Origin of the sequence: Paractinoplanes deccanensis (assembly GCF_016862115.1) — a bacterium.
Taxonomy (GTDB): domain Bacteria; phylum Actinomycetota; class Actinomycetes; order Mycobacteriales; family Micromonosporaceae; genus Actinoplanes; species Actinoplanes deccanensis.
Window position 1 is genome coordinate 19500 of sequence record NZ_BOMI01000128.1, and the last position, 18224, is coordinate 37723.

At 72.2% G+C, this 18224-nt stretch carries 17 protein-coding genes; 10 read left to right on the top strand and 7 right to left on the bottom strand.

Going from position 1 to position 18224, the window contains the following annotated elements; genetic code table 11:
- Positions 1–16: 16 nt before the first annotated feature.
- Positions 17–655 carry a UbiX family flavin prenyltransferase gene (locus Ade02nite_RS32020; RefSeq protein WP_203772040.1) on the top strand — a complete coding sequence of 213 codons (639 nt, stop codon included), beginning with the start codon at positions 17–19 and terminating at the stop codon, positions 653–655.
- Here the strand turns inward: Ade02nite_RS32020 and Ade02nite_RS32025 are convergent.
- Entirely contained in the window at positions 628–903 is a 276-nt protein-coding gene (locus Ade02nite_RS32025) for a BldC family transcriptional regulator (RefSeq protein ID WP_030442123.1), read from the bottom strand. The genes Ade02nite_RS32020 and Ade02nite_RS32025 overlap by 28 nt on opposite strands.
- 212 nt (positions 904–1115) lie before the next feature.
- On the opposite strand from Ade02nite_RS32025, the gene Ade02nite_RS32030 reads away from it, so the two are divergent.
- On the top strand, positions 1116–1565 hold the full coding sequence (locus Ade02nite_RS32030) for an Lrp/AsnC family transcriptional regulator (RefSeq protein ID WP_097327836.1): 450 nt from the start codon (positions 1116–1118) through the stop codon (positions 1563–1565).
- Positions 1566–1779: 214 nt separating this feature from the next.
- Here the strand turns inward: Ade02nite_RS32030 and Ade02nite_RS32035 are convergent, their stop codons facing one another.
- The 3 genes from Ade02nite_RS32035 to Ade02nite_RS32045 all read right to left on the bottom strand — a co-directional run bounded on the left by Ade02nite_RS32035 (position 1780) and on the right by Ade02nite_RS32045 (position 5908).
- On the bottom strand, positions 1780–2424 hold the full coding sequence (locus Ade02nite_RS32035; RefSeq protein WP_203772041.1) for a putative glycolipid-binding domain-containing protein: 645 nt from the start codon (positions 2422–2424) through the stop codon (positions 1780–1782).
- A 256-nt stretch (positions 2425–2680) separates the two neighbouring features.
- A complete protein-coding gene (locus Ade02nite_RS32040; RefSeq protein ID WP_203772043.1) occupies positions 2681–4492 on the bottom strand; it encodes a DEAD/DEAH box helicase in 1812 nt (603 codons plus the stop codon).
- A gap of 261 nt (positions 4493–4753) precedes the next feature.
- Positions 4754–5908 (bottom strand): hypothetical protein, encoded by a 1155-nt coding sequence (locus Ade02nite_RS32045; RefSeq protein WP_203772045.1) that lies wholly within the window; start codon positions 5906–5908, stop codon positions 4754–4756.
- Between Ade02nite_RS32045 and Ade02nite_RS32050 the strand changes: the two genes are divergently transcribed.
- Positions 5898–7031 carry a hypothetical protein gene (locus tag Ade02nite_RS32050; protein ID WP_203772047.1) on the top strand — a complete coding sequence of 378 codons (1134 nt, stop codon included), beginning with the start codon at positions 5898–5900 and terminating at the stop codon, positions 7029–7031. The two genes, Ade02nite_RS32045 and Ade02nite_RS32050, sit on opposite strands and share 11 nt — an antisense overlap.
- 77 nt (positions 7032–7108) lie before the next feature.
- Here Ade02nite_RS32050 and Ade02nite_RS32055 read toward each other — a convergent pair whose 3' ends face one another.
- On the bottom strand, positions 7109–8794 hold the full coding sequence (locus Ade02nite_RS32055) for a C40 family peptidase (protein WP_239169216.1): 1686 nt from the start codon (positions 8792–8794) through the stop codon (positions 7109–7111).
- A gap of 272 nt (positions 8795–9066) precedes the next feature.
- Between Ade02nite_RS32055 and mqnE the strand changes: the two genes are divergently transcribed.
- From mqnE to Ade02nite_RS32085, 6 genes are all read left to right on the top strand, one after another.
- On the top strand, positions 9067–10236 hold the full coding sequence (gene mqnE, locus Ade02nite_RS32060; RefSeq protein WP_203772051.1) for an aminofutalosine synthase MqnE: 1170 nt from the start codon (positions 9067–9069) through the stop codon (positions 10234–10236).
- 24 nt (positions 10237–10260) lie between these two features.
- The gene (locus tag Ade02nite_RS32065) at positions 10261–10695 is read left to right on the top strand and encodes a hypothetical protein (RefSeq protein ID WP_203772053.1); all 435 of its coding nucleotides are present in this window, start codon (positions 10261–10263) and stop codon (positions 10693–10695) included.
- Positions 10696–10706: 11 nt separating this feature from the next.
- Complete coding sequence (locus tag Ade02nite_RS32070; protein WP_203772055.1) at positions 10707–11051, top strand: DUF4229 domain-containing protein; 345 nt, start codon at positions 10707–10709, stop codon at positions 11049–11051.
- Between the two features lie 70 nt (positions 11052–11121).
- A complete protein-coding gene (locus Ade02nite_RS32075; RefSeq protein ID WP_203772057.1) occupies positions 11122–12048 on the top strand; it encodes an ABC transporter substrate-binding protein in 927 nt (308 codons plus the stop codon).
- 2 nt (positions 12049–12050) lie between these two features.
- Entirely contained in the window at positions 12051–13109 is a 1059-nt protein-coding gene (locus Ade02nite_RS32080; protein WP_203772128.1) for a FecCD family ABC transporter permease, read from the top strand.
- Positions 13106–13876, top strand: coding sequence for an ABC transporter ATP-binding protein (locus tag Ade02nite_RS32085; RefSeq protein ID WP_203772059.1), 771 nt, complete (start codon positions 13106–13108; stop codon positions 13874–13876). Before Ade02nite_RS32080 ends, Ade02nite_RS32085 begins: the two co-directional genes overlap by 4 nt.
- A gap of 790 nt (positions 13877–14666) precedes the next feature.
- Here Ade02nite_RS32085 and Ade02nite_RS32090 read toward each other — a convergent pair.
- A complete protein-coding gene (locus Ade02nite_RS32090) occupies positions 14667–15416 on the bottom strand; it encodes a VOC family protein (RefSeq protein WP_203772060.1) in 750 nt (249 codons plus the stop codon).
- 60 nt (positions 15417–15476) lie between these two features.
- On the bottom strand, positions 15477–17477 hold the full coding sequence (locus Ade02nite_RS32095; protein ID WP_203772062.1) for a HelD family protein: 2001 nt from the start codon (positions 17475–17477) through the stop codon (positions 15477–15479).
- 158 nt (positions 17478–17635) lie between these two features.
- Between Ade02nite_RS32095 and Ade02nite_RS32100 the strand changes: the two genes are divergently transcribed.
- Complete coding sequence (locus Ade02nite_RS32100) at positions 17636–18217, top strand: ArsR/SmtB family transcription factor (protein ID WP_203772064.1); 582 nt, start codon at positions 17636–17638, stop codon at positions 18215–18217.
- Positions 18218–18224 lie beyond the last annotated feature (7 nt).

An 18224-nucleotide genomic window follows, 5' to 3' on the forward strand; every position in this document is an offset into this window, starting at 1 on the left:
AGTGCACACTTGAGGCATGCGTGAACCCTGGATCGTCGGTGTCTCGGGGGCGTCCGGCACGCCGTACGCCCGCGCGGTCTTGACCGCCCTGCTGGACGCCGGCGAAGCCGTGGACCTGGTGATCTCGCGGGCGGCGCGGCTGACCCTGCTCGACGAGACCGGGGCGAGCGTGCGGGACGCGCACTGGAAGGACGACGTCGGCGCGTGGCTCGGCCGCGACCTGGGCGACCTGACCTACTGGCCGGCGGGTGACCTGGCGGCCGGGCCGAGCAGCGGCTCCTACCCGGCCAAGGGCATGATCGTGGTGCCGGCGAGCACGGCGGCCTGCGCGGGCATCGCGATCGGACTGTCCAAGGACCTGCTCCAGCGGGCGGCCGAGGTCAACCTCAAGGAACGGCGACGCACGGTGATCGTTCCGCGCGAGACGCCGGTCACGCGCAGTCACCTGGAGCACCAGATCGCCCTGCTCGACGCGGGGGCGGTGGTGTTGCCGGCGAGCCCCGGGTTCTACGGTTCCGGGGCGCAGGCGACGGCGCAGCAGCTCGTCGACTTCGTGGCGGGCAAGGCGCTGGACGCGCTCGGCGTACCGCACACGCTCCTGACCCGGTGGAAGGGTGAGCTGAACGCTCAGCGCAACCCGTTGGGCGGGCCGTAACCCATGCCCGGGTTGGTGGGACCCGCGTTGCGCGGCCGGTTGGCGGCGTCGTCCTCGCGCATCTCCTCGACCACGCCGTCGCCCTCCAGCAGGGCCCTGACCTCGGACTCGCGGAACCGGCGGTGGCCACCCGGAGTGCGGATGCTGCCGATGCGCCCGGCGGCCGCCCATCGCGTCACCGTCTTCGGGTCGACGCGGAACAGCGCGGCCACCTCGCCCGGTGTCAGCAGACGATCTCCAGTGTCCACAACCCCCTCCTCGCGTCGGTGTTCTGGAGCGGCCGTGATCACGGTGAGTGTCGGCGTGCTCGATCGGGACGTAAAGCCATTAGAGCATTGCCCCGGAACCGAGTCCCTGGAATGCGGAAAAAGCCCTAATTGCGACAGTGATCGTTATCCTGCCGCCGAATCGCCGCTACCGGGCGTGAGTGACGATCTGCCACCCGTTTAGGGTCATCACCATGGACTCCATCGACCTGCGGCTGATCGAGCTGCTACGGGAGAACGCCCGCTCGTCGTACGCGGAGCTCGCCCGCAAGGTCGGGCTGTCGGCGCCCGCCGTGCACGAGCGCGTCGGCAAGCTCGAGGCCGCCGGCACCATCCGCGGCTACCGGGCCGAGGTCGACCACGAGGCGCTGGGCCTCGGCGTCACCGCGCTGATCGGCATCATCGAGGACTCGGGCGCCGACACCGACGACGTGCTGGCCGCCGTGCGCGCCATGCCCGAGGTCGAGAGCTGCTACTTCATGGCCGGCGTGGAGTCGTACCAGCTGACCGTGCGCGTCGGCACGATCGCCGAGCTCGAGCAGCTGATCGTCCGCATCAACCGCACGCCCGGCGTCGCCTCGACCCGCACGGCGATAGCCCTCTCCACGAAGTGGGAAAATCGGCCCCAGCCCGGGTTGGCGTAGCGGGGGTGTTTTCCCTTCTGGGCCTCGCGAATCTGGCAGGCTGAGGGGGTCGTCTTTCGCCGGCTTGGCGCTCAGCCGGCGCTTCGTCGTTGGTCCCGGCTTTTCGCCGCCGGCTTGGCGGCCGGGCAGCCTTTTCGCCGTCGGCTGGGTGATCGGTCGGCCTTTTCGCGGTCGGCTGGGTGATCGGTCGGCCCTTTCGCGGTCGGCTCGGTGTTCAGTCGGCCTTTTCGCCGGTGCGGGCGGCGAGGCCCGGGTAGTCGACGACGAAGCCGTCGTCGTCGACGGTGAGGTCGGCGCTGAAGGTCTCGCTGGCATACCGGATCCGTCCGTCCGGCAGCGCGGTGTAGATCTGGTCGGCCTGCACCACCTCGAGGCTCGGCAGCAGCACCCAGGCGACGCTGAGCCGGTGGGCAACGCCGACGTCGGCCCCTTGCGCCTGGTGCAGGCCCAGACGCCGTACGGGAAGAGTGTTCGTCAGCGGCGACCCGCCCAGATCGACGTCGAAGGCGCCGAAGAGCCGGTCAGGATCCTCGATGCCCGGGAAGCCCGCGCCCGCGTGCCCGCTGGCCGCCAGCACCGCGTCGAGGTCGCCCTGCTCCTTCGTGGTGGCGCGCCACCGCCCCGCGGCGAGCTCGAGCCGCACGCTGCGCGCCCACCCGGCCCCCTCGGCCGCCACATCGAGATAGTTGGTCACCCACTCCGCGTCGGTGCGCAGCTCGTAACGGCACGTGTACGGAATCGGATCGACGGCCAGCGCGGTGCCCCGCGCGTAGAGCCCGGAAGACGTGTCGACGAGGGCATGCTCGGCTCCGGCGGTGTCCCGGCGCTCCCAGAACAGCGACTGCGGCAAGGGCGACATGTCCTTCTGTTTACCCGCGCCCGCCGACCGGCAACAGCCCTCACCGGAAACCCGCGCGAGCAAGAGAGAACGTTCTGTCTTGTTTTTCGCGGGTCGGGGCGCTGGTGGCGGGGCGGGGTTGGAGAGGGAGAACGTTCTGTCTTGCTTCGCGGCGCGTGGCTGGGCGGAGCATGGTGGGCTCGCGCCGCGCAGCGGGCCGGAAAGGCCGAAAGCCCGGCACGATCGCGCGTGCCGGGCTTTCGGGTGGATCTGTGGATCAGAAGGTGCGCGCGGGGCGCGGGCTGCCGTAGCGGCCCGCCGAGCCGCCCTCGCGGCGGTCGTTGCGCTGGTTGTCGCGGCGGAAGCCGCCGGTGCGCTCGGCGTTGCGGCCGTAGCCGCGGTCGCCGGTGGGGCGGTCGGCGGCCGGTCGGTCACTGGCCGGTCGGTCACTGGCCGGGCGGTCGCCGAAGGAGCGGCGGTCGCCGTAGCCGCCACGGTCGCCATAGCCACCGCGGTCGTCGAAGGAACGCTGCGGGCGGTCGCCGTACGACGGGCGGTCGCTGCGGGGGCGGTCGCCGTACGAGCGGTCACTGCCCGTGCGGTCGTCGAACGAACGCTGCGGACGGTCACCGTACGAACGCTGCGGACGGTCACCACGCGGGCGGTCGCCGCCGAAGCCGCGACGGTCGCGGTCGCCGAAGCGGCCGCGGGAGCCGCCACGCTCGCGGCGGGGCTCCGGCTCGTCGACCACGGGAACGCCGCTGGGCTCGCGGGCGCCGGTGATCTCGACCAGCTTCTCGTCGCCGAGGCGGACGCGGACCTCGCCCGGGTGGACGCCGGCCTTCGCCATCATCGCCTGGGTGCTGCGGCGCTGCTTGGGCAGGACCAGCGTGACCACGGCGCCCGACTCGCCCGCGCGGGCGGTGCGGCCGGCGCGGTGCAGGTAGTCCTTCGGGTCCTTCGGCGGGTCCACGTGCACGACCAGCGAGATGCCGTCGACGTGGATGCCGCGCGCGGCCACGTCCGTCGCCACGAGGACGCTGGTGCGGCCCTCCTTGAACTCGGCGAGCGTGCGCGTGCGCACCCGCTGGGTCTTGCCGCCGTGCAGGGCCCCGGCCCGGACGCCCACCGCGCGGAGCTGCTCGACCAGGCGGTCGACGCCCATCTGGGTGCGGGCGAAGACGATCGTCTTGCCCTCGCGGTTGGCGATCGACGCCGCGATCGGGAACTTGTCGTGCGGCGGGATCAGCAGCAGGTGGTGGTCCATCGTGGACACGCTGGCCTCGGCCGGCGCGGTCGAGTGGGTGACCGGGTCGTGCATGAACCGCTTGACCAGCGTGTCGACGTCACCGTCGAGTGTGGCCGAGAAGAGCAGGCGCTGCGCGTCGGCCGGGGTCTTGGCCAGCAGCTCGGTGACCTCGGGCAGGAAGCCCATGTCGGCCATCTGGTCGGCCTCGTCGAGCACCGTGATCTCGATGTCGTCGAGCTTGCAGGCGCCCCGCTCGATGAGGTCGGCGAGCCGGCCCGGGGTGGCGACCATGACCTCGACGCCGCGGCGCAGCGCGTCCATCTGCCGGTCGTACGGAACGCCGCCGACGGCGGTCTTGAGGAACACGCCCACCGCGCGGCCGAGCGGCATCAGCGCGTCGGCGACCTGCATCGCCAGCTCGCGCGTCGGCACCAGGATCAGGGCCTTGGGGTGGTGCGGGCGGGCGCGGCCGCCCTGCGCGACGCGGGCCAGCAGCGGCAGGCCGAACGCCAGCGTCTTGCCGGAGCCGGTCTGGCCGCGGCCGAGAACGTCGCGGCCGGAGAGCGCGTCGGGCATGGTCGCGGCCTGGATCTCGAAGGGCTGCGTGATGCCCTCGCGGTTGAGCACGCGGACGATCTCGGCGGGGAGGCCGAGCTCGGCGAAGCTCTTCACCGGGGCCGGAGCCGGCTCCTCGGTGACGACCGTCTCGGTGACGGTGGTCTCAGTGGTCTCAGTCGAGTCGGCGACCGGGGTCTCGGTCGCGTCGACCGCGGTCTCGGCGGTCTCGGAGGGGGAGTCGAAGACGGACGGGAACGTGCTGGGATCAGCGAAAGTGGTCAAGAGAACCTCTCTACGGGGGCGCATGCTCGCGAATGGCCCGCCTCGGCTGCCGTGAGCCGACCGCTGAAATGCCCGCAAGAACGCCCGTGGCGTGCTCCGGATGGGCACGCCGCGTCAATAACTGTCATAAGTGTACGGCTCAACGTTTTCCACGCCGACCGCATTCCACGCCTGTAGTGGGCAGGCTCACGCCGGCGCAACCTCGCCAGCTTAGGGCAGGCGGGGTCGCACCACCAATCCAGTCGGATACCGGTCAGCCCGCTACTCGAACATCTTGCCGATCATGTCGCTGAACGAGCTGCCCGCTGTGAGCAGGAAAACGACGCTCACGGCGACCAGCAAACCGAGCACGACCAGCATCGCGACGGCGACCTTGAGGTTGCTGCGCCGCCGGTCGACGACCTCGTCCTGCCAGCCCTGGGCCAGGATGTGGCCGGTCAGCGAGCCGGAGGTCTCGATCGCGTTCATCGAGACCGGCATGGTTGTGTCGATCGTCTCGTATCCGCCGGTGCCGTAGAGCGTGCCGTGCAGGCGCTGCTGCGGCACGGCGATCGTCGAGTCGGGATCGTCGTGTGCGGTCCCGAAGGACGTGGTCGCCGGCGATCCGAAGATCGTGCCGGCGGGGGCTCCGGTCGGCTGACCGGAAGTCGGGCCGAAAGGCCGACCGGACGGGGCCGGCTCGCCGACCCCGAAGGGGGTGGTCACGCTGCGTGCGCTCGCTTCCGGGGGCATCGTGTACGCCGGAAGGCCGGCGCCGCCGCTCGGGATCATAGGCGGCGGGGGCACGATCGGCTGAGGCGGGCCGGGCACCGGGCTCGGTCCGGGCGGCTCGGGCACCGGGCTCGGCCCCGGACCCGGGGGCACCGGGAACGGGCCGGGACCGGGCGGGACGGGCGACGGACCCGGACCCGGCGGCACGGGCGAGGGCCCAGGACCAGGGGGTACGGGGGAAGGCGGCACCGGGCTCGGCGACGGCGACGGCGCCGGACCCGGACCGGGCGGCGCCGGCGACGGTGCGGGCCCCGGGAACGGGCTCGGCGACGGCGCCGGGAAGGGTCCGGGCGCGGGTGGCGCCGGGAACGGGTCCGGCGGCTGGACCGGCTCGGGGTGACCCGGCTCGGGCCGCGTGGGCTCCGGCTTGTGCGGCGGCGCGGGAACCGGCGGCACCGGCCTGGGGGTCGGCTCCGGCGACGGCGCCGGGGACGGCTCGTCGGGCTGCGGCTCCGAGGGCTCCGGCTCGCCCGGCTTGGGCTCACCGGGCTTGGGCTCACCGGGCTTGGGCTCACCGGGCTTGGGCTCGTCCGGCTTCGGGTCGCCGGGCTGCGGCTCCGCGGGCTTGGGGTCGGCCGGCTTGGGGTCGGCGGGCTCGGGCTCGCTCGCCGATTTCACGTCCGCCACCGGCTTGATGACGGGCACGCTGGCCGAGGCTTTGACCACGGGCGCGGCCGCCGTCGCAGCGGGCGCCGCGGTGGGAGCCGCAGAGCCACTGGGCGCGCCGCTGGTGGGCGCGGCGCTGTCGGACTCAGGGGCGGCTGCGCCTCCGCTGGCGGGCGCCGGGCTGGCGGGCGCCGGGCTGAAGGAAGCGGGGGTGGCCGGCGCTGCGCTGGTGGGCGCGGCTGCGGCGGTCGCGGAGCCGGCGGATGCCGACGTGGCAGACGTCGAGGCGGCGGGTGCGGTACCGGCGGATGCCGACGTGGCGGGTGTGGCACCGGCGGACGCCGAGGTAGCGGGTGCGGCACCGGCGGATGCCGACGTGGCGGGTGTGGCACCGGCGGACGCCGAGGTAGCGGGTGTGGCACCGGCGGACGCCGACGTGGCGGGTGCGGAGCCGGCGGACGTCGGGCTGGCGGGCGCGGCGCTGGTGGGCTTTGCGGTCGCCTTGACGACGGGGGCGGCCGGGGCCGTCTCGATCGGTGTCTCGGGTGTGCCGGGAGGGGTGACGAGCTTGGCGGACTTCGCGCCGTACAGCTTCGACTCGCCTGTGGGGCGCTTGAGGGCGCGGGCCACCTCGGCGGCGTCGGGCGTGACCGTGCCCGGGACGGTTGCCCGGGCGGCGCCCGATCCGAGCTTGGGTGAGAGCTGGCGGCTGGACCCGTCGACTCGCTCGGGCACGAGCGAAGGCTCGGACGAGGGCTCCGTCGAGGGCTCCGTCGAGGGCCCAGACGAGGGCTCGGGCGACGGGCGCTCCGGCGCCGCGGCTGGAGAGTCCGAGGAGGACTCGGCGGCAGGCACGGGAATCGACCCGGAGACCGAGGCGCGGCCGCTGGCGCCGCTCACCGGCGAGCTGGCGGGCGTGGCCCACAGCGCGCCCGGTGCGGGCGGCGGTGGGGGAGAGAACGTGTCGTCGCTGCTCGACGGCGTCGGCGTGGCGGCCGGCTTGGTGCCGTCGCTGTCCGGTGTCGCCTGCCGCTCGTCCATGGAACCTCCCGACGCCGCGTGCCGACGGTTGGGAACGTCGGGCGCTGACCATAACCGTGCCATATCCGCGCGCGTCATCGCACCCGGCATCAACCGGACCATGCCCCTGGACGTGCACTGACCACCGGAAAGACGGTTTTGCTCTCCCTGACGGGCAATACCGGTTCCGACGGCGAGACCGAACGGGACGCGAGGCGTTTACGACCCCGAAGCGGACGCCGAGCCGCTCGCCGACGCCGAGGTGGACGACGACGAGGTGGTGGCCGAGGACGACGTGGAGCTGGAACTGTCGCCCGTCGGGCTCGACTCGCTGCCGCCCGAGCTGGAGCTGCCACTCGTGCCGCCGCTCGACGGCTGCTCGTTGGTGGGCGCCGTCGTCGGCTCGGTCGTCTTCGGCGGCTCCGTCGTCGTCGGAGGCGTGGTCGTCGGTGTCGTCGGTGGCGTGGTCGGCGGCGTCGTCGTCGGTGTCGTCGGCGGCGTCGTTGTCGGGGTCGTCGGCTTCGTCGGTGTGGTCGTTGTCGGCTTCGGCTCGGTCGGCTTCGTGGTCGTCGGCGTCGTCGGCTTGGTGGGCGGCGTCGGCCTCGTCGGGGTGCTGGGGAGGCCCGTGCCGGGGTTGCTCGGCGACCCGGTGCCCGGGTTGCTCGGCGAGCCGGTGCCCGGGGTGCCCGTGCCGGGGTTGGTCGGCGTGGTGCCGCCGTCGGTCGGGTCGGGGTCGGGCGCACCGAGGTTGGGGCCCTGCACGATGCCCTCGACGGAGCCGAAGACCCGGGTGGCCTGGAAGAGCCGCGACCAGCGCACGGGTGTGAGCCGCACGTTGAGGCCGGTGCGCGGGGCCTCGACCATCATGCCGTTGCCCGCGTACATCGCCACGTGGTGAATGCCTCGCCAGCTGCTCGACGAGCTGAAGAACAGCAGGTCGCCCGGGAGCAGGGAGTAGCGGTCGACCACCTTGTTGCGGGTCTGCCAGTACTGGTCGCGCGAGACGCGGGTCAGCTGGAAGCCGACCGAGCGGTACGCCGCGTACATCAGGCCGGAGCAGTCGTACTGGTCGGGACCTTCCTCGGACCAGACGTACGGGTCGCCGCGCTGTGCCAGGGCGAACTGGAGCGCCTGGATGGCCCGCGCGTCGGCGCCGCGACCGGCCTCTTCGCCGGCGAGGTAGGCCGCGCCGAGCTGGCTGTCCTGGGCGGTCTCGGTCGCCTCGGCGGCGCTCAGCTCGTCGGCGTGGGTGAGCTCGAGGGCCTGCTGCGCCGCCTGCTTCTGGGTGATCTGCGTGTTGAGCTTGTTGTACTTGTCGACCAGCTCGGCGTAGCGCTCGGCGGCCAGGGCCTGCTCGTCGAGGGCGATCTGGGCGTTGATCTGCGCCTGCTCGATCTGGCGGCTGATGGCCTGCTGGGTGTCGACCTGGCCGCGCTGGATGCGGGCGAGGTCGCCGAGGCCGCTCAGCCCGGAGTCGAGCATGCCCGGCGGCAGCGCGGCGGCCTCACGCATGGCCTGGGCGGCCGCTTCGGAGGCGGCGGACTGGGCCTGGCGCAGCGCCTCCTCGGCCTGGGTGAACTTGACCTGGGCGGCGGACTGCTGCTGGCTCGCCAGGTCGCGGTCCTGGCCGATCTGGATGAGCTGGTCGCCGAGGGTGGCGATCTCGGTGCGGCCCTTTTCGATCGCCTGGAGGGCGGGGCTCGTCGGGGTGGGGGTGAGCGTCGTCGTCGCGACCGGCAGGGTGCTGGCCTTTTGGCCCGGCAGGGTCAGGGTGCCGAGCGGCATCGGCCGGGCGCCGATGTCGGGCACCGAGACGCCGAGGTTGTCCTGCGGTGCCTGCGGGGCGGTGGCCGGGTCGGCCAGCGCGGGCAGCGGCGTGAAGAGTGTCGCGATGGCTGCGGCCACGGCCGAATAGACGACGGGACGCCACCACGGGCGCGGTCGCCGAACACCGAGTCGTGCAGTCGCCATGTGCTCCCCGTCCACCACGGCGCCGGCGCGCCGCTCGTCGTTCCCCCTAATGTGATACCCCACGTCTCACATTCCTGTCGATTGATCCCGGATGAAAGAAGACTGGGAATCTTGGTTACAGCGGCGTGAGCTGGAACCCCTGCCGCGCGGTTTCTTGTCGGGGGTGCGCCGTACCCTCGACAGCGAGGTCAGTGAGAGGGGCGCACATGGATGCCGGCTTGAAGCGCGAGATCGAGGCCAAGGTCTACGCGGGTGAGAGGCTCAGCCGAGCCGACGGCGTGGCGCTCTACGAGAGCGACGACCTCGCCTGGCTCGGGCGTCTCGCCCACCACAAGCGCACCGAGCTCAACGGCGACCGGGTGATGTTCAACGTCAACCGGCACCTCAACCTGACCAACGTGTGCTCCGCCAGCTGCGCCTACTGCTCCTTCCAGCGCAAGCCCGGCGAGAAGGACGCCTACACGATGCGCATCGACGAGGCCGTCGCCAAGGCCAAGGAGATGGAGGACGAGCAGCTCACCGAGCTGCACATCGTCAACGGCCTGCATCCGAGCCTGCCGTGGCGCTACTACCCCAAGGTGCTGCGCGAGCTCAAGGCGGCGCTGCCCGGCGTGAAGCTCAAGTGCTTCACCGCCACCGAGGTGCAGTGGTTCGAAAAGATCAGTGGCCTCTCGGCCGACGAGATCCTCGACGAGCTGATGGACGCCGGGCTCGAGTCGCTGACCGGCGGTGGCGCCGAGATCTTCGACTGGGAGGTCCGGCAGCACATCGTCGACCACGACACCCACTGGGAGGACTGGTCGCGCATCCACCGCGTCGCCCACGCCAAGGGCATGAAGACCCCGGCCACGATGCTGTACGGGCACATCGAGGAGCCGCGGCACCGCGTCGACCACGTGATGCGCCTGCGCGAGCTCCAGGACGAGACGGGCGGGTTCGCGGTCTTCATCCCGCTGCGCTACCAGCACGACTTCGTCGACTCGCAGGACGGCAAGATCCGCAACCGGCTCCAGGAGCGCACGACCATGGCCGCGCCGGCCGAGTCGCTCAAGACGTTCGCCGTCTCCCGGCTGATGTTCGACAACGTTCCGCACGTGAAGAGCTTCTGGGTCATGCACGGCCTGTCGGTGGCCCAGCTCTCGCTCAACTTCGGCGCCGACGACCTCGACGGCTCGGTCGTCGAATACAAGATCACCCACGATGCCGACTCGTACGGGACGCCGCACACGATGCACCGCGACGACCTGCTCGAGCTCATCTGGGACGCGGGTTTCCAGCCGGTCGAGCGCGACACCCGCTACCAGGTGGTCCGCGAGTACGACAAGGCTCCGTCGCTCGCGAGCCGTCGCGCCGAGCCGCAGAAGGTCTGGGCATAGCGAGCGCGTACCCTGCTTGGTGTCATGTCCGATACGAAGAGTGCCCGCCGCCCGCGCCGCGACCCGAGCGGACGCCTGGCCACGATCGGTGACCTCATCGGCACCGCGATGGCCGGGCTGGTTACCGGCGCCGTCGTCCTGTTGCTGCTCGAGGCAGTGCTGTCGCTGACGCACGTCTCCGAGTTCGGCAACACGAGCGGCTGGCTCGCCGTGATCCTGCCGGTGTGGCTCTTCGTCGAGGAGTTCCGCGCCGAGGGCTTCGGCGCGGCGCGCGTCGTGGTGGCGCTGCTGGCGATCGGCTTCGGCGTCGCCGCAGGCATGACGCTGGCCGGCTTCGCGTCGTCGCAGTTCGCGTTCCCCACGCTGGTCAGCGGGCTGCTCGGGGCGTTCGGCGCCACGGTTGTCTACTGCCTGATCTGGTTCTACGGCCTGCGGTGGCTCGACCACCGCGTGGGCTAGGGAGAGAAGAGATGAATCCCGCCGTCAAGTACTCGCTGGGCCGCCTCGGCTTGTTCGTGGTCGTGTTCGCGGTGCTTCTGCCGATCCCGTTGAACTTCCTGGTCAGGGCGATGGTGGCGCTGGTGGTCTCGGCCGTCGCGTCGTACTTCCTGCTCGCCACGTGGCGCAACCAGATGAACGAGCAGCTCGTCGGCGCGGCCTCACGGCGTACGGCCGAAAAGGAACGTCTGCGCGCCGCCCTGGCCGGCGACGAGGAGGCGGCCGCCGCGGGTGACCGCGCCGCGGAGCCGAAGGCGGACGACCCAGCGGAAGAGAAAGCAGTCGCCGAGGGCGAGCCCAAGGGCGCCGAGAAGTAACAGCCACCCGATCCACGCTGGAGGGCTCCGACGCCCGTCGGCCATCCACCCGGCCGACCGGAGGAACCCCATGAAACGCATGCTCACCGCCGCCCTGACGGCCATCGCCCTGCTGCTCGCCGGCGGCTGCGGCGGCAACGACAGCCGGGACGAGAGCGCTCCCTCGCCCGGCGGGTCCGCCGCCTATCCCGTCACGGTCGGTGACCTGACCCTCGGCGCCCGTCCCGAAAAGATCGTCTCGCTCACGCCGACGGCCACCGAGATGCTCTTCGCGATCGGCGCCGGCCCACAGGTGACCGCTGTCGACGACCAGTCGACCTATCCGGCCGACGCGCCGCGGACCGACCTCTCCGGCATCAAGCCCAGCGCCGAGGCCATCGCCGCGAAAGACCCGGACCTGGTCGTCCTCTCCGACGACATCGACAAGATCGTGTCGCAGCTCGAGACGCTGAAGATCCCGGTCTACCTGACGCCGGCGGCGAAGAGCCTGGACCAGACGTACGAGCAGATCGAACAGCTCGGCACCCTGACCGGCCACCGATCCGAGGCGAGCGCGCTGACCGACCGGATGGCCACCGACATCAAGAAGATCGTCGACGGTGTGCCGCGGCGGTCGAAGCCGCTGAGCTACTACTACGAGCTCGACCCGACCCTCTACACCGTGACCTCGAAGACCTTCGTGGGCTCGGTGTTCTCGCTCTTCGGCATGACCAACGTGGCCGACGCCGCCGACCCGGACGGCACCAAGGGCGGCTATCCCCAGCTCTCCCAGGAGGCGCTGGTCAAGTCCAACCCGGACACGATCTTCCTGGCCGACAGCAAGTGCTGCGCGCAGTCGCCGGCCACGGTCGCCAAGCGCGCCGGCTGGAGCACCGTCACGGCGGTGCGGACCGGTCAGATCTACGCGCTCGACGACGACATCGCCTCCCGGTGGGGCCCGCGCACCGTCGACCTGGCGCGCTCCGTCGCGGACGCGGTGGCCAAGGTTCCCGCGTGACGATGCGGCCCCGCCCGGCCGGCCTTCGGGTCGGCTGGCTGGCCGGAGGCGTTCTCGCCGTCGTGGTGGCGCTGATCGCCGGGCTGGCCGTCGGCTCGGTGTCCCTCCCGCCCGGCGGGGTCGCACTCGAACTGCTCAACCTTCTTCCCGGCGTACGGCTGCACAGTGGTCTCAGCGAGCGCGAGGTGGCGATCCTCACCGAGCTCCGGCTGCCCCGCGTGGTGCTCGGCCTGCTGGTGGGCGGCATGCTCGCCCTCGCCGGGGCCGCGTACCAGGGCGTCTTTCGCAACCCGCTCGCCGACCCGCACCTGCTCGGCGTCGCGGCCGGGGCCGGGCTCGGGGTCACCGCCGTGATCTCGCTGCGCGCGGGCGCACCGGGCGGCGATGCCACCGCCAAACTGCCGCTCGGCGTACCCATGGCGGCTTTTGCCGGTGCCCTGCTGGCGGTCGCCCTGACGTGGCTGCTGGGCGCGTCCGGCGGTCGTGACCGTACGCCCTCGACCTTGATCCTGTCGGGTGTGGCGGTGTCGTCGTTCCTCGCCGCCGGGCAGACCTACCTCCTCCAGCAGAACGTGGAAACGCTGCGTGAGGTCTATTCGTGGCTGCTCGGGCGCCTCGCCACCGCCGGCTGGCACGACGTGTTACTCGTGCTCCCTTACGCGGTGGTGACCGGCGCGATCGTCCTGTCCCAGCGGCGTGAGCTCGACGTGCTCACGGTGGGCGACGAGGAGGCGAGCGCGCTCGGCCTGCACCCGCAGCGGTCCCGCTACCTGCTGATCGTGGCAGCCTCGCTCGGCACCGCCGCGGCGGTCTCGGTCTCCGGCTTGATCGGCTTCGTCGGCATCATCGTCCCGCACACGATGCGGCTGCTCGCCGGCCCCAGCTACCGCTCGATCCTGCCGCTGTCGGTGCTGTTCGGCGGCGCTTTCCTGGCTCTGGCCGACCTGCTGGGCCGCGTCGCCGGCGGCCAGGCGGAGATCCCGATCGGGGTGGTGACGGCCTTCTTCGGGGCGCCGTTCTTCATCGTCGTGCTCCGCACCAGCCGCCGGGTGGCGGCATGACGGCCATCCGGGTCGAGGGTCTGCGGGTCAGCCTCGGCGGCACGCTCATCGTCGACGGCGTCGACCTCGACGTGGAACGCGGCGAATGGGTGACCGTGATCGGGCCCAACGGCGCCGGCAAGTCCACGGTGCTGCGGGCCATCGGCGGCCTGCTCCAGCACACCGGCACGATCGAGCTGAACGGCAGCCGGATCGACCGGTTGCCCCGGCGCGAACGCGCGAAGACGATCGCCACGGTCGCCCAGTCGCCCGTCGTACCGCCGGGCATGCGGGTTTTCGATTACGTGCTGCTGGGGCGTACCCCCTATGTCCCGCCCCTGGGTCGTGAGTCGGCTAACGACCTCGTCGTCGTCGAGGAAGTGCTGCGTGAGCTCGACCTGATCCGCTTCGCCGACCGGCGCCTCGACACCCTGTCCGGCGGCGAACGGCAGCGCGCCTACCTCGCCCGCGCGCTCGCCCAGGGCGCCGGCATCCTGCTGCTCGACGAGCCGACCAGCGCGCTCGACATCGGCCACCAGCAGGAGGTCCTCGAACTCGTCGACCGGCTGCGCGCCGAACGCGCCCTCACCGTGCTGGCGACGATGCACGACCTGACCACGGCGGGCGAATATGCCGACCGCATGGTGCTGCTGGCCGCGGGCCACGTGGTGGCGGCGGGCACGGCACGCGAGGTGCTGACGGAGGAGCACCTGGCCATGCATTACCGCGTGCGCGTCCGCGTCATCGAGGGCGAACACGGCCCCCTCGTGGTCCCGGTGCGAGGCTGAGCCTCCGCCAGCACCGCAAACCCCGCCCTCCCAAGGGGGCCCCCGTCCTCTCCAAGTCTGGCGCAAAACGCAAGGACGCGCGGAGCCGCTGTGGATAACCGGTGGCCCTGTGGAAAACCCCGAACCGGGAGGAGCGGCCGTGAGAGGGAGCGGGTTGGGCGTGGGCCTCGGAGCTGCGGGATCGGGAGCGGCGGCTTGGAAGTGCCTGCCTGGGCGCGGCGAAGGCTCCGCAAGCGAGGCCGTGGCGGGCGCGGGCCGGAGGGCGACGGGTTGGGGGATGCGGCCGTGGCAGGCGCGGGCAGGAGGGCGACGGGTTGGGGGATGCGGCCGTGACGGGCGCGGGGGTAGAAGGCCGACGGGCTAGGGGATGCGGCGTGAAGGGGCGGGAGCAGGAGGGCGACGGGTTAGGGAGGTACGGCGTGAGGGGGGCGGGGTAGGAGGGCGACGGGTTAGGGAGGTGCGGCCATCGCGGGCCTGGGCAGACGCGACCGGCGAGGAAAGTGCGGCCGCAGCGGGCAGGAGAGCGACGGGTTCGGCGCAGGAGGGGCTCGGGAGTCGGGGGAGGCCCGGAAGGGCGCGCTCAGGTCGGGCGAGGGCGAGGGACCGCCGGCTCGGGGAGGGGCGGCCGACAAGCGCGGGATCGGAGGTCCAGCTTGGGCGGGCGGGAAGCGCGCGGACAGGGCTGGCCGGGAAGCGCGACCTCACAAACGCGGGCTGGAGCGCGACCAAGAGGTGAGGTCCCGGGGTGGCGCGCAGCACGGGAAGCGCCGGGCGCGGAACCGCTAGCCGGCTAACGGTTGCCGGCCAGGATGGCGAACAGGCCGCCCTGGGGGTCGCTGAGGACCGCGTAGCGGCCGATCGACACGGAACGTGGGGGCTGGATGATGTGGCCGCCCAGGGCGAGGACGTGTTCGGTGGCCAGGTCGGTGTCGTGTGCGGCGAAGTAGACCATCCAATGGGGACCCACGTCGTCGGGCCAGATGTGCGGGAGCATCGGCTGGATGCCGCAGACCGGTGTCTCGTGCACCTTGGCGACGATGTAGGGCGCGCCGTCCATCTGGCTGACGCGGTATCGCCAGCCGAAGACTGCCTGGTAGAACGCCATCGCGCCGTCCAGGTCGCGGGTGTTCAGCTCGTTCCAGGTGAGCGCGCCGGGCACGTCGAAGAGCTCGGCGCCGCGCATCGCCCAGGGCTGCCAGACGCTGAACGGGGCGCCGCCCGGGTCGAGGAACGCCGCCATCCGGCCCTGGTCGGCCACGTCGAACGGGGGCACCAGGACCTTGCCGCCGGTGGCCGCCACCCGGGCGGCCACCGCGTCCGCGTCGTCGGTGCCGATGTAGGTGCTCCAGGCTGTGGGCTGGCCGGCGCCGTAGAGGGGGCCGGCGCCGGCGACCGGCAGCCCGTTCCGCAGGAATGTGATGTATTCGCCGGAAACCTCTGCGGTCCACCCGAAAAGGTCGGTGTAGAACCTCTCCGCGCCGGCCAGGTCGGCGGTTCCGAGATCGACCCAGGCCGGCGTGCCGGGCGTCGATGCGGTCATCGCCGCATCATCACACCGCGTTCCTCAACACAGCCTTAAGTGTCGGAGTTCTGCGTTTTTTCAGGTCAGCGCGGCGGGCAGCGGTTTCGCGTGCACCACGGAGAGCCGGGAGACGGCGCGGGTGAGCACGACGTACAGCCGGTTGAGGCCCTTCGGCTCGGCGTCGACGATGTCCGACGGCTCGTGGACGACCACGTGGTCATACTCCAGGCCCTTGACCACCGTCGCCGGCACCACCGTGACGCGCGCCTCGGAGTCGACGTCGTCGGGCGTCGCGTTCTCGATGCCGGCGGCCGCGAGGTGGCCACGGAGGCGTTGCACCGCGGTGTCCGCCGCGATCAGGGCGACCGAGCCCTCGTGCGCCAGGGCCGCCGTCACCTCGGCGAGTGTCTCGGCGTCCAGGTCGGACGGCGCCGCGACCGGCACGATCGCGAGGTCGCCGTCGCGGCGCAGCGACACCGCCTCGGGCACGTCGACGCCCAGGGCCGGCAGCAGGCGGTTGGCCAGCTCGACCACGGCGGCCGGCACCCGGAAGCCGACGGTCAGCGGCACCACGCTCGCCTCCGGCTTGCCCAGGTGGCTCAGCGTCTCGCCCCATGCGGCGGCGGCCCACGGCGCCGTGCCCTGTGCCAGGTCGCCGAGCACCGTGATGGAGCCGTGCTCGCTGCGCCGGGCGATGGCCCGCGCCTGCATGGGGGAGAGGTCCTGCGCCTCGTCGATCACCACGTGGCCGAAGCTCGCCGTGCGCTCCATCAGCCCGGCCGCCTCGTCGATCAGCACCAGGTCGGCGGCGCTGAACTTCGCGGCCTTCACGGTCCGCGGCGGCTTCGCCCAGCGGATCGCCTCCTGCTCCTCGGCGGTGAGCAGGTCGCCCGCCACGAACGGGTCGGTCAGCACCTCGGCCACCAGCGCCTCCGGCGTCACCGCGGGCCACGCCTTCTCGAGGAACTCGGTCACCGGCGCGACCTTGGCCATCTTGCGCAGCCAGCCCTCGGTCGGCGAGTTGCCGGTGCGGTATTCCGACTGCCGCTGGAGCAGGCCCACCACCCGGGCGCGGACCCGCTCGCGACCCACCGCGTAGGGCAGTCCCTCGCGCCGGGCCTCGTCGACGATGCGGCGCAGCGGTTCGGCGTCGATGCGCCAGCGGTACGAGCCGTCGGACACCATGATCGGGTCGGTGGGCTTGGTGAGCCGCGCCCACAGGGCCTTGCGCAGCACGTCGGCCATGCGTACGTCGTTCTTGACCAGTGCCGCGGCGGGGCTGTCGTCCGCTCGTACCGGCACGCGCCCCACCAGCTCGTCCACCGTGGACTGCTGCACCTCGATCTCGCCGAGCGCCGGGAGGACCGCCGAGATGTACGACAGGAAGGCCGTGTTGGGGCCGACGATGAGCACGCCCGAGCGGCGCAGCCGTTCGCGGTGCAGATAGAGCAGGTAGGCGGCCCGGTGCAGGCCGACCGCCGTCTTGCCCGTGCCCGGGGCGCCCTGCACGCAGATCGAGTCGGCGAGGTCGGCGCGGACAAGCTCGTCCTGTTCGGGCTGGATGGTCGCCACGATGTCGCGCATCGGGCCGACACGCGGCCGTTCGATCTCGGCGGTCAGGATGCGGCTCTTGGTGCCCAGCTCCTCGCCGCGGTCGAGGTGCTCGTCCTCGAAGCTGGTCAGCTCGCCTTTCACGAAGCCGAACCGCCGGCGGACGCTCACCCCCTGGGGGTCGCGCACGCTGGCCCGGTAGAACGAGCGGGACAGCGGGGCGCGCCAGTCGAGCACCATCGGCTCGCCGGCGTCGTCGGTGACGTGCCGGCGGCCCACGTGGTACGCCGACTCGTCGATGTCGAGCCGCCCGAAGAAGAGCGGCGTCGTGGGGTCGTCCGCGAGTTCCTTGACCCGGCGGGCCATGTGCCGGCCGAGCTGTTCCGCGGTGTACGCGTCGCCGGCCACCTTGTCGCCGGTCGAGAACAGGGCCTCGGCCCGTCCTCGCATCCGGGCGAGCGCGGCGCGCGACTCGGTGAGGTGGTGACGTTCGGCTGCTAGTTCGGTGTCCAGGTCGAATGCGGGCACGGCTCATCCTCAGGCAGGGTGTTCCCGGCTGCTCGCGTATCCGGCGGGAGGCCGCCGGCGCGGGGGGACGTCCGCTGCGGTGCATGCTCACCACGGCCGTCGAGCGGCCCTCCACACTACGCGCAACCGTCCGGCCACTCCACCGAATAATGGGGGCCATGACGGACGGGCAGAGCAGGCGGATCTCCGAACCCCAGGTCATGCGGGCGCTGGCCCACCCGGCCCGCATCGAGATCATGGAGTATCTGAACAACACCGGCGCCGCGATCACCGCGACCGAGTGCGCCGAGCTGGTCGGTCTCTCGCCCAGCGCCACCAGCTACCACCTGCGCGAGCTGGCGAAATACAAGCTGGTCGAGCAGGCGCCGAGCCGCGGGGACGGCCGCGAGCGGGTGTGGCGCAGCACCAGCACCGGGCTGCGCATCGACACCGAGGGCGGGGAGCCGGAGGCTGTCGCGGCGGCCGCCGCCCTGGTCGACGTCTTCCTCGACCGGGACGTGCGCCGGGCCCGCGAGTGGGTGCGGCGGCAGCCGAACGAGCCCGAGCCGTGGCGTGACGCGGGCGGGATGTCCAGCCTGGAGCTGCTGCTCACCGCGGACGAGCTGAAGGAGCTCACCGCCAAGGTCAACGCGCTGACGGAGCCGTACCGGTTGCGGGATCGGCAGGAGACCGCGCCGCCCACCGCCCGCCGGGTGCACTTCAACTACGTCGTCTTCCCGACCGAGGAGGGCCAGCCGTAGCGATCAA